Here is a 15,264-nt window from a genome sequence, read left to right on the forward strand (position 1 = left end):
GGCTGTGATGAGAACAACAATAAGCAACTGCGGATTCTCCGCTTTCGTACTCTGCCTTGCGGTGATCGCGCCCAGTGCCGTCCACGCCGCAGGCGGCACGAAGACGCCGAAACCGCTCAGAACCAGCGAAGTCGTGGAAATGTACTTCGACAAGACCTGGAAATGGGATACGGGCGGCGGGCGTTTCATTGCCGATGGCCGCAAATTCATCGCCCTGACGGAAGAAAAAGGCAAAAAATCCGTCGGTGAGGGCATCTGGACCGTCGATGCCAAAGGCACGCTGTGCATGCGCGCCACCTGGAAAGCCGATAATGGCAGCGGCAAGGCCGATACCTGCTTTGACCACGGCCGCATCGGCAAGATGCTCTATCAGCGCAAGCAGGGCGGCCAGTGGTATGTGTTCCGGCACAACCCGCCAAGGCCCGGCGATGAATTCCTGAAACTTGTCCGCAAGGACGACGTCACCCCGCAGATCGCCGCCTATGGCAAGGCGATGACGGCGACGCGGTAGGGAGGAAAGTGTCATGCAGATAACAAGAAGAAAACTTCTCTTCGCAAGCGGGGCGGCAGTGGCTTTTTCGGCCAGCATGTACCCCATGTTCAAACTGGATGCGCAGGGTGTTGCACCCATGGGCGCCACGGGCATGAAGACGCTTGCCGACAAACGTCCGACATTGCATGCGGATGGTATCCGTTTCGGTGCTTACGATCCGCATGGTGATTTCACCGGACAGGCCGGGGTGGCGACGGAACATCTGTTCCTGCCCTGGGAAGACGTGGATCTCGACAGTCTTGCGCTCGCGGACGCGTATGCCCTGGAGCGCAAGCGCAATGTGCTGATCACCGTCGAACCATGGTCATGGGACGTCAACTGGCGGCTTTCCTCCGACGAGTTGCGCCGCAAGGTGCTGGGAGGCGACTACGACAAGAACATGCAGGCGATAGCCGCACGCATGTCGGCGATGAAAAGCCCGCTGATCCTGCGCTGGGGTCAGGAAATGGAAGACACGTCCGGCCGCTTCTCATGGTCCGGCTGGAACCCTCGGGACTACATCACGGCCTATAAACGCATGGTGGACATGACCCGCAGGGCGGTTCCCGGTGTCAAGGTGATGTGGTCGCCCAAGGGACTTGATGGCCTTCGGGCTTATTATCCCGGCGATAACTACGCCGATCTCGTCGGCCTTTCGGTCTTCGGTCTCGAAGATTACGACAAGATCGAATATGGCGGACCGAAGACGTTCTCCGATCTGCTGCGCAAGGGATACGGACTTGTCGAAACCTTCAACCGACCGGTCTGGGTCGCAGAACTCGGTTATGAAGGCGGCGATTCCTATGTCCGTCCATGGATGAACGACGTAACGCTGAAACAGGCGGATTTTCCGAGGCTGGAAGAAGTCGTCTATTTCAACGACAAGGACGTGCACCCCTGGCCGCACAATCTCGGCAAGCCCGACTGGCGCGTGGTGCGCCCGGCCAAGGCTTGATTGAGGCCGGAGCGGGCCGAGCGGACGCCCGGCCCGCTCGCCCGCCCGGACATTATCCGCTGACCGCCAGCACGGCCTCAGCCTCATAGATGGCGCAGACGATGTGATAGAACGTGCTGGCCGGTGCCGGCTCGTCGAGCATCGGCCTGTTGGCCGGCCATTTGTCGAACCAGAGACCCTTCACCGGCGTGTCGAGGAAAGGCTGCAGCGCGCCGATGGCCCTGAGGCCCGACGCAAGGTAACGCTGCCGTTCCTCACCTGATGTGACGCTGGCAAGGCGCACCGCCGCCTTCAGCCATTCCGTCTGGGGCCATAGGCGCGCCAACGCGTCATGCACCGAAAAATCGTCGTAGAGGCTCATGACCGCCACCTTGCGGCGGGCGCAGATGCCATGCTCTTCGCCGATCTCAAACATGCGCTTGGCTTTTTCGATCGCCTCGCCGCTGTTGCGCAGGCTGCCCCAGCGCACCAGAAGCCATGCCCATTCGAACTGGTGGCCCGGCTCCATGATCCGGCCCTTGTCGCTCTTATGCGGCGTCCAGTCATGCTCGAAGAATTCTCGAAGGCCGCCATTGCCGCCATCGATGAAGCGGGTGAGCGCCAGATCGGCGATCTCGTCGGCCAAAGCCGACCATGGGCCATCTGGATCTTGCACCTCCCAGGCCAGCATCGCCTCGAACAGATGCATGTGCGGATTGGAACAGAGAGGCGTGCGCGGCGGGTTCGCCTCCTCGAAACCGGCGACGGGATGTTTGTAGTCACGTTTGAGGATGGCAAGAATATCCAGCGCCCGGCCGCGCATCTCGTCCTTGCGCTCGGGCAGGCTCGCAGCGGTCTGGGCGGCGGCGAAAAGCGCAAAGGCCTGATTGTAGAGATCGAAGGACGGATCGATCAGTTTGCCGGTCTGGTCGGCGAGGTTGCCGTAAAGACCGTTATCGAGACGATAGACCTTTTCGAACCAGCTGAGGCCATGCAGGAGCGCCTCTTTCCAGGGCCCCTGCCAGCCGTGCTGGCCGGCGGCGGCGAAACAATAGGCCTGACGCGGCTGCACGCGGGCGCGACGATCATCGGAAAAAACCGGTTTGGCATCCTGGCCGAGGCGCTCGTAAAAGCCGCCATCCGGGCGGGCCGAACCCGCCTCCCACCATAGCGGCAGGGCATCCTCATCCAGCCATTTCCGTAATGTTCCGATCTCTTCGGCAAGCGCCTGGGCGGCACTCGGAAATTGCACTGTCATCAGTTAACTCTCTGTTTTTACAGTCGAATGAAAAAATAGATCAATAAAAATACGTGATTATAGAAGCAAGTAGACCATGGGACATATTGCGCTGCAACCGTAAAATCATCGACCTCACCCTGAGCCAACCCGCATTCGTGCGTTTGGTTCCACGGTCCTCAGTGGCAAATAGTGCGTCCAGGGTGATTCGGAATCCACAAAGTGTCAGAAATTACAACGAAAATTTGAGATTGCTTATTCGTAGTCCTCACGTATTTCGTAGCAATGGTCTCGTCATTAGTGATTCGGCCTCTTTTTAATATGGGCGGCGTTGGGGAAATAGAGGGGCACAAGGCAGTGAGATTTTCTGCCTATACTTCATTGCTGTTCTCCATTGTGGTTCTTACGGGCTGCAATACTCCCGCGGGCGTTCGCTCGTTCGGGGGCGCACAGATGTTGTCTCCGTCCGAAGCGCTGGTTTTCCCGCCGCCTGGTGGTCCGGAAATTGTCACCGTGGTCAACCGCACCTATTCCAATGCGGTGGCGCAACAGGTCATATTGCGATCCGAGGCTGCCACACCCGGACAGAACTACATCAAGGCGGAGTTTTTCGGCCCGCAGCAGGCTGGTGATACCGATCGCGACGCTCTTGGTTTCAGCGGTTTCCGGGCTGCGTCAGTCGCGCGCGAAATCCGCACCGAATTTCCGGGACAAAACATCGCCATGTCGGCGAACTACCTGCAGAATGGCTATGGCGCCTTTTCTTATGCCGCCGGCAGCGGCCGGGGTGATGATACCTGCCTTTATGGCTGGCAGGATATACGCTCGCCGGAAAGCATGCGGCAGGATTTCCGCAATCTCGGCCGCATCAAGGTGCGGCTGCGCCTCTGCCAGTCCGGCGCGAGTGTCGAGCGACTTCTGGCGGTCATGTATAATTACACGATCACCGGCACCTATGCTTCTGAAAGCTGGAACCCTTACGGCACGCCGCAGGCGGTGGACAAAAACCTCGGACGGCCGGGCAATCCGGTTTATCCCCTGAAGACAAACGAGGTGCCGATGCGGCCCGGCGGTGAAGTGACTGCCAGCGTGCCGACAACGCCGCCAGTCCGTCGCGCGGTTGCCGCCCCGCCGGTGCAGCCGGAACCACAGCCGCTGCCGCCCGTTGCTGCTGTCAATATTCCGTCGCCCACATCGGCTGGCGCGCCCGTTCAGCCTGCACGACCAGCAGCAATGGGCCAGCGCGCCGAGAGCGGAACGGCAAGGAGCGGCCAGCAACCATCACAGGTTCCGCAGGTGTCCATTCCCTCGCCAGCATGTCTGGCCGGTTCGGGAGTGGCCCAGGGATGCAGATGATCACCGGGAATGAAGCGGAAATTCCGGGCCGAAATTCCGGATGGCGAAGAGAACGGAAAGTTTCTGGATGAACAAGGCCATCACAGTCATTGTCTGGTTGCTTGTGTCGCTTTGCGTTCTGGCCATCGTCACGATGCCGGTCAGCCTGCAGACGCATCTGGTCGCGACCGCGATCTCGCTGGTTCTTCTGGCGACCATCAAGGGGTTCAACGGGCAGGGGGCCTGGCGTCTGGTGGCGCTGGGTTTCGGCACGGCCATCGTTCTGCGTTACGTCTATTGGCGCACCACCAGCACGTTGCCGCCCGTCAACCAGCTCGAGAACTTCATTCCCGGCTTTCTGCTTTATCTGGCGGAAATGTACAGCGTCGTGATGCTGGGCCTCAGCCTTGTCATCGTCTCCATGCCGCTGCCGTCGCGCAAGACGCGGCCCGGCTCACCGGACTATCGGCCGACGGTCGATGTCTTCGTGCCGAGTTATAATGAGGATGCCGAGCTTCTGGCCAACACGCTGGCGGCGGCCAAGAACATGGATTATCCGGCCGACCGGTTCACGGTGTGGCTACTGGATGATGGCGGCTCGGTGCAGAAGCGCAATTCCAGCAACATCGTCGAGGCGCAAGCGGCGCAGCGTCGTCACGAGGAGCTGAAGCAGCTCTGCGAGGATCTCGACGTGCGTTATCTGACGCGCGAGCGCAACGTCCACGCCAAGGCCGGCAATCTCAATAATGGTCTTGCCCATTCCACCGGCGAACTGGTGACGGTGTTTGATGCCGACCATGCGCCCGCCCGCGATTTTCTTCTGGAGACGGTTGGTTATTTCGAGGAAGACCCCCGGCTCTTCCTGGTGCAGACGCCGCATTTCTTCGTCAATCCCGATCCGATCGAGCGCAATCTGCGCACCTTCGAGACGATGCCCAGCGAAAACGAGATGTTTTACGGCATCATCCAGCGTGGTCTCGACAAGTGGAACGGCGCGTTTTTCTGCGGTTCCGCCGCCGTGCTGCGGCGCGAGGCGCTGCAGGATACCGAAGGCTTCAGCGGTGTCAGCATCACCGAGGATTGCGAAACGGCACTGGCGCTGCATTCGCGCGGCTGGAACAGCATCTATGTCGACAAACCGCTGATCGCCGGCCTGCAGCCGGCCACGTTTGCAAGCTTCATCGGCCAGCGCAGCCGCTGGGCGCAGGGCATGATGCAGATCCTGATCTTCCGTCAGCCTTTGTTCAAGCGTGGCCTCTCCTTCACGCAGCGCCTCTGTTACATGTCGTCGACGCTGTTCTGGCTGTTTCCGTTCCCGCGCACGATCTTCCTGTTCGCGCCGCTGTTTTACCTGTTCTTCGACCTTCAGATTTTCGTGGCTTCGGGTGGCGAATTCCTCGCCTATACGGCCGCCTACATGCTCGTGAACCTGATGATGCAGAACTATCTCTATGGCAGCTTCCGCTGGCCGTGGATTTCTGAACTTTACGAATATGTGCAGACGGTCCACCTTCTGCCTGCGGTCGTCTCCGTGATTTTCAATCCCGGCAAACCCACCTTCAAGGTGACGGCCAAGGACGAATCCATTGCGGAGGCGCGGCTATCGGAAATCAGCCGTCCCTTCTTCGTGATTTTCGCGCTTCTGGTGGTTGCGATGGCCTTTGCCATCTGGCGCATCTATAGCGAGCCCTACAAGGCCGATGTGACGCTGGTCGTCGGCGGCTGGAACCTGCTCAACCTCATTTTTGCCGGCTGCGCGCTCGGTGTCGTCTCGGAACGCGGTGACAAGTCGGCGTCGCGCCGCATCACCGTCAAGCGGCGCTGTGAGGTCAAGCTCGAGGGCAGTGACGCATGGGTGCCGGCCTCCATCGACAACGTATCGGTGCATGGGCTGCTGATCAATCTGTTCGACAGTGCCACGACCGTCGAAAAGAACACGACGGCGATCGTGAAGGTGAAGCCGCACAGCGAGGGCGTGCCGGAAACCATGCCCGTCAAGGTGGTCCGGACGGTGCGCGGCGAAGGACTGGTTTCCATCGGGTGCACCTTCTCACCACAGCGCGCCGTCGATCACCGCCTGATCGCCGACCTGATCTTCGCCAATTCCGAACAGTGGAGCGAGTTCCAGCGCGTGCGCCGCAGAAACCCCGGCCTCATTCGCGGTACGGCGATCTTCCTTGCCATATCGCTGTTCCAGACGCAGCGCGGTCTCTTTTATCTGGTCAAGGCGCTCCGGCCCGCGGCCAAAAACGTCAAACCTGCCGGAGCTGTAAAATGACCGGCGGTAAAAAGATCAGGGGTTCTCTGACAGCATTGATGTGGGGCGCCGCCGCAAGCGGTGCGATGGCGCAGTCCTCACCCTTTGATATGTCCCCGGAAAGGCCGGCGCAGACTGCGCCTGCACCGGTGTCGCCGCCCGTCGTTGTTCCTCCAGCGGCACCCAGACAGCCGCCTGCCATACCACCGGCGCAGCCGCCCTTTGTGATTCAGCCGGCGCCCGTTTCGCCAGCGCCGCAGCGCTCCGTCGTTCCGCCGGTTACTGTTCCTCCGCGTCAGGAGGGAGCAAGACCAGCTACGGTGCAGACCCCCTTGTCCCCTGCTGATAGCCGCCGCCGTTACATTTTGCCCTATGAGAAGCTCAGCCTTTCCGGCGAGACGGACCGGCGGCAATGGGGCATCTATCTTACTCCAGAGCAGGCCAATGCCGCCGTTTCGCTTAATATCGGGTATCAGAACGCCATTGTGGTTGCGCCTGAAAGCTCGAATTTTCAGGTCAGCCTGAACAATGTTCCACTGGATGTGGCGCGCATTGAAGCGCCTGACGGTGAGGGCAATGTCTCCCTGAAAATCCCGCCCGGCGTGCTGCAGGTCGGCTCGAATGTCGTGACGCTCGGTGTGCAGCAGCGACACAGGACCGATTGCACGATCCAGTCCACCTACGATCTGTGGACCGACGTCAGTCCGGCGAACACCTATATCGGCTTCAATGCCGATGTTGCCGGCGCTTTCACTAACATAGACGACATTCAGGCAACTGGACCTGATGGTAAAGCCACGACCTCGATCGAGATAGTCGCGCCGTCGCTCGGTAATCCGGCATTTGCGGATTCACTCCTGCGCCTTTCGCAGGCGCTGGCGCTCCGAACCCTGATGCCGAACCAGTCGATCCGCTTCGTGACGGCCCCTTCATCCGAGCGCAAGCCCGGAACGCTGACGGTTCTGGTAGGCACCGCCCGTGAGATTGCGGGTATAGCCGGGGCGTTGCCGCCGGAAGCATCGGCGGGCGCCTTTGCCGGTTTTGGCGGTGCCGTGCCTCGCGGTTTTTCGCCGCTTTTTGTCAGCGGCCCCACTCCGCAGGCGGTGCAGGCGGCCATTGAGACACTGTTTTCCTCGATCTCGCGCGCCCCTGGCTCCCAGAGAACGGCTTTTTCGACCCGCAGCTGGCATGCGCCGGACGTTCCGCTCATCACCTCGGATCGCCGCATCGCGCTTTCCGAACTTGGTCTCGAAAGCAGCGAATTTAGCGGACGTCGTTTCCGCAACGAGTTTTACATCGGCATGCCCGCGGATTTTTATGCGTCAGCCTATGGTGAGGCATCGCTGCTGCTCGACGCTGCCTATTCCTCGCAGGTCTTGCCCGGCAGCCATATCGACATCTACGTTAATAACGAGATTGCTTCGACGGTGCCGATCTCCAACAATGGCGGCGGTATTTTCCGGCATCTGCCCATCAATGTCACGATGCGCCATCTGAAGCCGGGACCGAACAAGATAACGATCGAGGCGGTGTTGATGACGGCGCAGGATCAGGCCTGCGCACCGGGCGCGCCGGCCAGCACGACCCCGCGGTTTGCCCTGTTCGACACCACCGAAATCCATATTCCGGATTACGCCCGGATCGGTCGCAAACCGGATCTCGCGGCGATGGCGGGTGCCGGCCAGCCTTACAGGGCTGCCGGAAGCCCGGTTGCGCTTTCGCTGGATCGGTTCGATACCGACACCATGTCGGCGGCGGCAACTCTCGTCAGCCGGCTTGCGAGTGTTGCGGGACATCCGATCAATGTTGAGACCGTCGCTTCGCCCCTGGTCATCGGCGATCGAGATGCGCTGTTTGTCGGAACGATTTCGCAATTTCCGCAGGCGTTGATCAGCCAGTTCAATCTCGTTCCCTCCAGCCAGATATCCTGGAAAGTCGGAACCGGTGTCCAGCCACCCGCGCAAAACAGCGAGACCCTGTTCAACGACTGGCGGGAGAGGGTGGATGGCGGCGTCTGGGAGGGGCAGGTCTCGTCCTTCGAGGACTGGATGAAGCGGAATTTCGATCTGAGTTCGGATACGCTGCGTTTCCTGCCGGCCGCCGAGCAGCCCTATGCCCCGCCTGCCAACGCCTCCTTCATGCTGGCGCAGGGGCTCAGCCCTTCCGGAGAAGGCGTCTGGACGCTTGCCACCGCGCCAACGTCGGCAGAGCTTCTCGACGGCATGTCGGCCATGACGCGCGAGAACCGCTGGGGCGACGTCACCGGACGGGTCGCCGCTTACGATGCGGCGGCTGGAAAGGTCGAAACAGTCGAGGTGGAACGACCGTATTTCTATATTACCGGGGCGTTTTCGCTCTCCAACTGGAGACTGATCGCTGCCAACTGGCTGTCCTCCAATGTGCTTTCCTATTCGCTGGCATTCATTGGCTTCGTGTCGCTTCTGGGCTTTGCCACCTTCGTGATGCTGCGCCTGATGGGACGACATCGATGACGGGCGGGATTTCGAAACTTGCCCGCATTATCTGCCTGTCGGTGATGGCATTGGTCGCGGGCATCTCCGCCGGCCGCGCCGCGTCGGTGTCGCCGGAGGCCTGGTCCGTGTATAAAAGTGCCTTCCTTGATCCCGGCGGGCGCATCATCGATACCGGTAACGGCAATATCAGCCACAGCGAAGGGCAGGGCTACGGCATGTGGCTCGCCGTGCTCTCCGACAACCTTGCCGATTTCGAACTGATCTGGAGCTTTACCCGGACAGAATTGCTGGTGCGCGACGACGGACTTTCCGCCTGGAAATGGGATCCGCGCACAAGGCCGCACGTCACTGATATCAATAACGCGACCGATGGCGATATCCTGATCGCCTATGCGCTGGCGCTCGCCGCCGGCCAGTGGAACCGACAGGATTATGCCGAGGCATCCGCAGCCATCGCATCCGCCATCCTCAGGAAGACCGTGGTGCAGCGCGGCGGGCGAACACTGCTTTTGCCGGCCGCTAGCGGTTTTGGTGAGGATGACCGAGGCGATGGCCCGGTGGTCAACCCCTCCTACCTCATTTTCGAGGCGTTTCCGGTCCTTGATCTGGTTGCGCCATCACCGCTGTGGAAAGCGCTTGCCGATGACGGCGTGGCACAGGTCGGCGCTTTTGCCTTCAGCGACAGAAAGTTGCCGGCCGACTGGGTGTCGGTGAAGACGAAGCCGGAGCCGGCTTCGGGTTTTCCTCCCGAATTCGGTTATAATGCGGTGCGCATCCCGCTTTATCTCTCAAGGGCAAAAATGGGAGCGCCGGAACTGCTTGCGCGGCTGAAGGATGGCATGATGCTGGAAAGCGGTGCCGCAGGGACTTTCGACCTGAAGAGCGGAGCGGTCAAGGACGTCCTGTCGGACCCCGGCTACCGCATCATTCCGGCGCTGGCGGCCTGCGTTGCCGGCGGTCCGGCCATTCCCGCCGAACTTAAAAGCTTCCAGCCAACACTTTATTATCCTTCCACATTGCATCTTCTGGCATTGTCGTTTCTGGCAAGGAATAACGGGGAATGCCGATGAACAAGCCACTGTCGACCTCGGCTCTCATCCTGCTTCTGATTGCGCTTGCCGCCTTCCACTGGCGCGACAGCATTCTCGGGCGGGTGTCTGACGTGCATACGTCGGCGGTTGGCGACAACCGTGCGGTGCCGCGCCCATCCCCGGCTGCGGCCAATCCCGCGCAGATCAATGCCTTCCTGAAAAATCGCGAGATGGCGCAGGTAACGCCGCCTGTCACGGTGCCGGCCGCAACGCCGCCGGTAACGGTGCCGGCGATGGACCGCCCGTCACAGACCGGCTGGCAATCACCACAGCCGCAAATGGCGCAGGCGCCCACTCCCCGCGCGGCTGAGCCGGCTGCGGCCGATATGCCCGAGGTCGATCTCAGCGCGCTGCGTTACTTCGCGGCCAGAGGCGATACCCAGCGCCTTCAGGCCGAGATTGCCCGGCTGCGCACGCTTTATCCGAACTGGACGCCGCCTGCCGATCCGCTCGCCATTCCCGAAAATGGCGATCCCAAACTCGATGCCATGTGGCAGCTTTATACCGACGGCCGTTATGCCGAAGTGCGAAAGGCGATTGCCGACCGCCAGCAGACGGAACCCGGCTGGCAGCCGCCCGACAATCTGACCGGCATGCTGTCTCTCGCCGAAGCGCGCCAGCGCCTCGTCAATGCGTCTGATCTCAAGCAATATGCGACGGTGGTTGACGCTGCGGCAAACAATCCCGGCCTGCTGACCTGCAGCGAAGTCGATGTTTTATGGCGGGTCGCCGATGCATTTGCCAATACCGACCGCATGGGGCGGGCACGGGACGCTTATCTCTACATTCTCAACAATTGCATGATGCCAAGCGACAGGCTGGCCACGGTGCAGAAGGCATCCGCGCTTTTGCCGACGGAGATGATGAGCGAGCTGCTGGCCAAGGAAAAGCCCGGCGCCGATGGCCAGCTGGAATTCGAACCGGTCAAGAATGATCTCGCCCGCCAGTTCGTGGCAAAGGCGGGGGAGAAGGAAGGCATTGCCGTTCCTTCCGCTTACCTGATGCGGCTTGAAAGACTTGCCGAGACTGACAAGCTGGCCAGCGACGCCCTGCTGCTCGGCTGGTACAATATTCGCCAGAAAAACATGACAGAGGCGGAAAAATGGTTCCGCAAGGCGCGGGAAGAGGAAGACAGCGCATCTGCCTCGCAAGGGTTGGCGCTGGCCTTGATCGACCGCAACGAGCCGCGTGAGGCCGAGGACGTCATGTATAAGTGGCGCACCTCTTCCGATGACGCGCGTGCCACCTATCTTGCCGCGACTGCCAATCTTCTGGCGCTTGAACCGCCTGTCGTGCTGCCGCCGGATGTGCTGCAACGCATCGCCGCCGAAACGGTGGCGCGCAAGGATGCGGCGACGGCGCAGCAATTCGGCTGGTATTCGCTCGCTTTCCGGCAGACGCCGCTTGCCTTGCAATGGTTCAGTACGGCGCTTGGCTGGAAACCGGATGACGAACCTTCGGCCTATGGCGTGGCGCTCAGCTATCATGACCTGCGCAATCTTGCCGGTCTGCGCGGCATCCAGCAGCAATGGGCAAGCCGCTCGCAGCGCATCGCCGATGTGGGAACCGCACGCATGGTGGACCAGTCCGGCCAGCCGCTGGCGCCGGTAACCTCACCGCCTGTTGCCGCGGCCTCTCCGACGACAGCACCCGCGCCCTATGTGCCGCAGGCGGAGACAGCGGTGGTGTACAGCCAGCCAGCCGTTCAGCAATCGGCTCCGGAGCCTTCGCGCAAGCAGGCACGCCGCCCGGCGCAAGCGCAACGGGAAGCCCGCGCCGCATCGCGCCCCCGTTCCTGCACAGCCTATCCCGATCCGCAGCGACTGCCGCCGCAGCAGGCGCTCGATCTTGGCTGGTGCCTGATGGAGACAAACCGGCCGGCGGAGGCCCTGAAAGCCTTCGAATCCGCCATTGAAGGCGGCCAGTCGACGGTCAAAAGCGATGCGGCCTATGGCCAGAGCCTTGCTTATCTGCGCATGGGGCTGACGGACCATGCGGCCGTTTCAGCGACGAAATCGGGGATGGACCGGTCCCGCGCGACCGAATTGCAGGTCTCTATCCTGGCGGACAGGGCGGTTTCCGCCTTCCAGTCGAAACGCTATGCGGAGACGCTGCTGCTGCTCGATCAGCGTTCTCGGCTTGCCGATGAGCGTGCGGATCTGATGGTGCTGCGCGGTTATTCCTATCTTGCCATGCGCCGTTACGGCGAAGCGACCCAGATTTTCGAAAGCCTGACGTCCATCGGCAATAAGGACGGTATCCGCGGACTGGCGGCGGTGCGCGCGGCCCGGCCGAGCAACGGTCCGCAAGGTGGCTGACGTTGGGAGAGAAGGCGGCGGCCAGAAAATGGCCGCTGTTATCCCGCATCCGTCAGGTTGCGGATGATGCGCATGAAAATGCCTGCGCCGATGCCGATCAGCGCGTCCGGAAAATCATAATCGGGATTGTGCAGGTTGGGATAATCCTTGCCGGCGCCTAAAAAGAACATGGCCGATGACGAGACGGCGCGGAAGCGGCCGAAATCCTCGGAAGCGCGCATGGGAAGCCCTTCCGAACTATGGGAAATTTTCTCTTCCTCCAGCGCCTGTAGAATGTGATTGACCGCGTCAGGCGCATTTTCGCAATGCAGGAAAATATCGTCGTAGGTGATGTCGAGCATCAGTTTCTGTTCGTCCGCCTGCTTTTTTGCGAGCGCTTCCGCAGCCGCGCAGAGCTTTTCCATCCGGTCGTCGGTGAGTGTGCGCAGCGTCGCCCAGATTTCCGCGTCGGCCGGCGAGATGCCGAAGGCCGCTTCGCCCATCACCGCATGGGTGATCGTCACCATCGAAAAATCGGGTTCTGGCGGAAAGCCGGAGCCGAGATCGGTCAAGGCCGGCATCAGCTGCGATATCGCCCGCATCGGCGAAACGCCGTGTTCCGGCGAGGAGGCATGCGCCGTCTTGCCGGAGAAACGGATTTTGATGCCACGCGAAGCGCAGTTGACCGGCCCTTCCACTACGCTGACATGGCCGAATGGCAGGCCTGGAAGATTGTGGAGGGAAAAGGCGTAGTCCGGCTTTATCTCGCCAAAGCGCGGATCGGCGATGACGGCTGCCGCCCCAGCGCCGGTTTCTTCCGCCGGCTGGTAAAGGAGAATGACGCTGCCGGTTTGCGGTCGGTTGCGGGAAAGGCCAAGCGCCAGCGCCGTCAAAATGGTCGAATGGCCGTCATGGCCGCAAAGGTGGCCCTTGCCGTCGGTGCCGGAACGGTGGTCGGCCTCGCTTTTTTCGTGGATGGGCAGGGCATCAAGTTCCGAGCGGATCAGGATCGCCGGGCCGCTTTTGCCGCTGTCATAGACCGCCGCGACGCCATGGCCACCCAGATCGGCATAAAGCCGGTCGGGTTTTGCCTGTTCGAGGAAAGCGCGGATGCGTCGGGCTGTTTCCTTTTCTTCGCCGGAGATTTCCGGATGGCGGTGAAGATCATGGCGAAGCTCGATGAGATCGAGCATGTCCTTATTGGTCAGAAACATAAAAATCCCTGCGGGTTGCGGCCGGTTTTTCCTGCCGCAACTTACAGATCATTGCCTTCAATGCAAAACCTTTGGCGGGTGCCAGCGTTTGCCGGTTGTTTTGGGCTTGGCGGCTAGGGTGATGACATCGGCAGGCATGGCGGCCTTTGGTTTGGCCAATTCCAGCCTTGCAAGGGCCACGCGTGCCTTCTCGGCATATTCCAGATGCGCGGCGTCGTCCGAATGGTAGTGCTGCAGCCTGTCGAGGATTTCGGCACCTTCCACCGCCCTTTCGGCGGCGATGAGGGCGACGGCGCATTTATAAAGCGCCTCGCGGTGGAAAGGCGCGCGATTGGTCACCTGCCGGAAAGCCTCCGATGCCTCGTGATAATGTTGTTGCGCCAGCCGCGCCTCACCGATGCGCATCCACAGCAGAACCGGGTCCTGACCGCTGGCGAGAAGTGCCAGAAAGGCGATTTCCGCCTCCCGGAATTCACCCCGGTCGAAAGACAGGTTGGCGAGACCGAATTGCGCGCCGGAATGGTCGGGTGCTGCCGCCAGCACCTGGGCAAAGGCGATGTTGGCGGCGGGTTTCTTGCCGGTCTTGTAAAATTTGAGACCCTGTTCATAGACGAAACGGATACTGCGTGGATGCAGCGTGCCGCCGAGATTTTCGCCCGAGCGGGTGCGGAACAGCGTGCAGCTGAGCTTCTGCTCTTCCGGTCCGAAGAAATATTTATAGGGCTCATTACCGCGCAGGAAGTCATAGGTTTTGAAACCCTGCTCGATGGCTCTGCGGATGCAATGCCCGTGCAGCACAAGACCGGGCGAGGGGGTCTTCCAGTTTTCGTCGCGGCCGGTGATGTAGAACAGCACAGACTTTTTCTGCCGGTCGATGATGTTGGCGAGTGCACCGAGCGGCTGGTCGCCGAACCACAGGACAGGCACTTCCAGATCGCCTCGGATATAGACATCCATCAGCATCTGCCGTGTTGCGCCGATCAGCAGTTCCGTGCGTTCCTTGCCCTTGTGTGGCGCCCAGCGGATGCGCCAGAAGTCGAACAGGATATCCATGTCCCGTTTGATCGTTTCTTTCGTTGCGAAGGTGATGCGATATTCATCGCCGCCCTCCACTTTCCGCAGGAAGCGCCTGAGCTTCTGGCGGGTCTGGCTGCTCATATGGCTGTCGAGATAGCCGTCGAAAGTGTCGGGCAGGGCGACCACCGGGCAGATGCAATTGTTGATGTTATAGGGGTTGGTCGGCATGTTGTCGCGAAACATGACGAGCGGACCCTGCAGCGCACGGACCATCGCACTGTGCCGTTCCGGCGGGCCGGAGAGGTAGTCGAGTTTCAGTTCGGTCCAGTTCTGCTGGCGAATGTAGGAACAGAAACCGGCGACGGCGTGATTTTCATAGTCCGGCAGGGTGATGAAGCCGGTGTAATCCGCCGCTGCATTGCCGGCCATGACGATGCTGTCGTGGAAGCGGCCGGTTTTCTTGTCCGGCTCGGTGACGAGGCGCAGCGGGAAAAACGCCACATAGGGCGAGCCTTCCGGGCGTTCACGCAGGGCCAGAATGAACCAGCGCTTGCGGCGTGGCATATAATCCCTGAGCCAGCCCCAGGAGAGGAAATGCCGTGCATGGGGATCGGCCATGAACACCGCGTCCCAGTTTTGCCGGATCGCCTCGAAACCGGCGTCGGTGTCGATGATGTCGATACGCATTTTTGCCCCCTCCCAATACAGATCACAAATTCGGGAGACTTCATTTTATGGGCAAACGGCCGGCTTCAAATATTCCCTTCGGGTGAAAGGCGCCCATCAAATGGGATTAACCCGTGGCGGTTTTCCCGCCGGTGCGCCGCGACAAAAAAGCCCTTGTCCACCGGTTGTAACTCTCTAACATGCGGGCTG

Annotated in this window: 10 protein-coding genes; 7 read left to right on the plus strand and 3 right to left on the minus strand. The window is 60.8% G+C overall.

What is annotated here, in order from left to right:
- Window positions 1–7: 7 nt before the first annotated feature.
- Together M0412_RS16490 and M0412_RS16495 are read left to right on the plus strand one after the other, a co-directional pair.
- Entirely contained in the window at window positions 8–511 is a 504-nt protein-coding gene (locus M0412_RS16490) for a DUF995 domain-containing protein (RefSeq protein WP_269699413.1), read from the plus strand.
- Window positions 512–524: 13 nt separating this feature from the next.
- Window positions 525–1,487: a glycoside hydrolase family 26 protein gene (locus M0412_RS16495; RefSeq protein ID WP_269699414.1), complete on the plus strand. Its 963-nt coding sequence runs from the start codon at window positions 525–527 to the stop codon at window positions 1,485–1,487.
- Between the two features lie 52 nt (window positions 1,488–1,539).
- Here the strand turns inward: M0412_RS16495 and M0412_RS16500 are convergent, their stop codons facing one another.
- A complete protein-coding gene (locus M0412_RS16500) occupies window positions 1,540–2,724 on the minus strand; it encodes an AGE family epimerase/isomerase (protein ID WP_269699415.1) in 1,185 nt (394 codons plus the stop codon).
- 432 nt (window positions 2,725–3,156) lie between these two features.
- Between M0412_RS16500 and bcsN the strand changes: the two genes are divergently transcribed.
- The 5 genes from bcsN (at window position 3,157) to M0412_RS16525 (ending at window position 12,178) form a co-directional block, all read left to right on the plus strand.
- Window positions 3,157–4,059: a cellulose biosynthesis protein BcsN gene (gene bcsN, locus M0412_RS16505; RefSeq protein WP_269699416.1), complete on the plus strand. Its 903-nt coding sequence runs from the start codon at window positions 3,157–3,159 to the stop codon at window positions 4,057–4,059.
- 67 nt (window positions 4,060–4,126) lie between these two features.
- On the plus strand, window positions 4,127–6,316 hold the full coding sequence (bcsA, locus tag M0412_RS16510; protein ID WP_269699417.1) for a UDP-forming cellulose synthase catalytic subunit: 2,190 nt from the start codon (window positions 4,127–4,129) through the stop codon (window positions 6,314–6,316).
- A complete protein-coding gene (locus M0412_RS16515; protein WP_269699418.1) occupies window positions 6,313–8,787 on the plus strand; it encodes a cellulose biosynthesis cyclic di-GMP-binding regulatory protein BcsB in 2,475 nt (824 codons plus the stop codon). Before bcsA ends, M0412_RS16515 begins: the two co-directional genes overlap by 4 nt.
- A complete protein-coding gene (locus tag M0412_RS16520; RefSeq protein WP_269699419.1) occupies window positions 8,784–9,839 on the plus strand; it encodes a glycosyl hydrolase family 8 in 1,056 nt (351 codons plus the stop codon). The genes M0412_RS16515 and M0412_RS16520 overlap by 4 nt, the downstream gene beginning before the upstream one ends.
- The gene (locus M0412_RS16525; protein ID WP_269699420.1) at window positions 9,830–12,178 is read left to right on the plus strand and encodes a cellulose synthase; all 2,349 of its coding nucleotides are present in this window, start codon (window positions 9,830–9,832) and stop codon (window positions 12,176–12,178) included. Before M0412_RS16520 ends, M0412_RS16525 begins: the two co-directional genes overlap by 10 nt.
- A 38-nt stretch (window positions 12,179–12,216) precedes the next feature.
- Here M0412_RS16525 and M0412_RS16530 read toward each other — a convergent pair whose 3' ends face one another.
- Complete coding sequence (locus tag M0412_RS16530; protein ID WP_269699421.1) at window positions 12,217–13,371, minus strand: amidohydrolase; 1,155 nt, start codon at window positions 13,369–13,371, stop codon at window positions 12,217–12,219.
- A gap of 57 nt (window positions 13,372–13,428) precedes the next feature.
- A complete protein-coding gene (locus M0412_RS16535; RefSeq protein ID WP_269699422.1) occupies window positions 13,429–15,075 on the minus strand; it encodes a GNAT family N-acetyltransferase in 1,647 nt (548 codons plus the stop codon).
- Window positions 15,076–15,264: the final 189 nt, after the last annotated feature.

The sequence above is a fragment of the Agrobacterium sp. O3.4 genome, from assembly GCF_041414895.1.
Taxonomy (GTDB): Bacteria; Pseudomonadota; Alphaproteobacteria; order Rhizobiales; family Rhizobiaceae; genus Agrobacterium; species Agrobacterium cucumeris.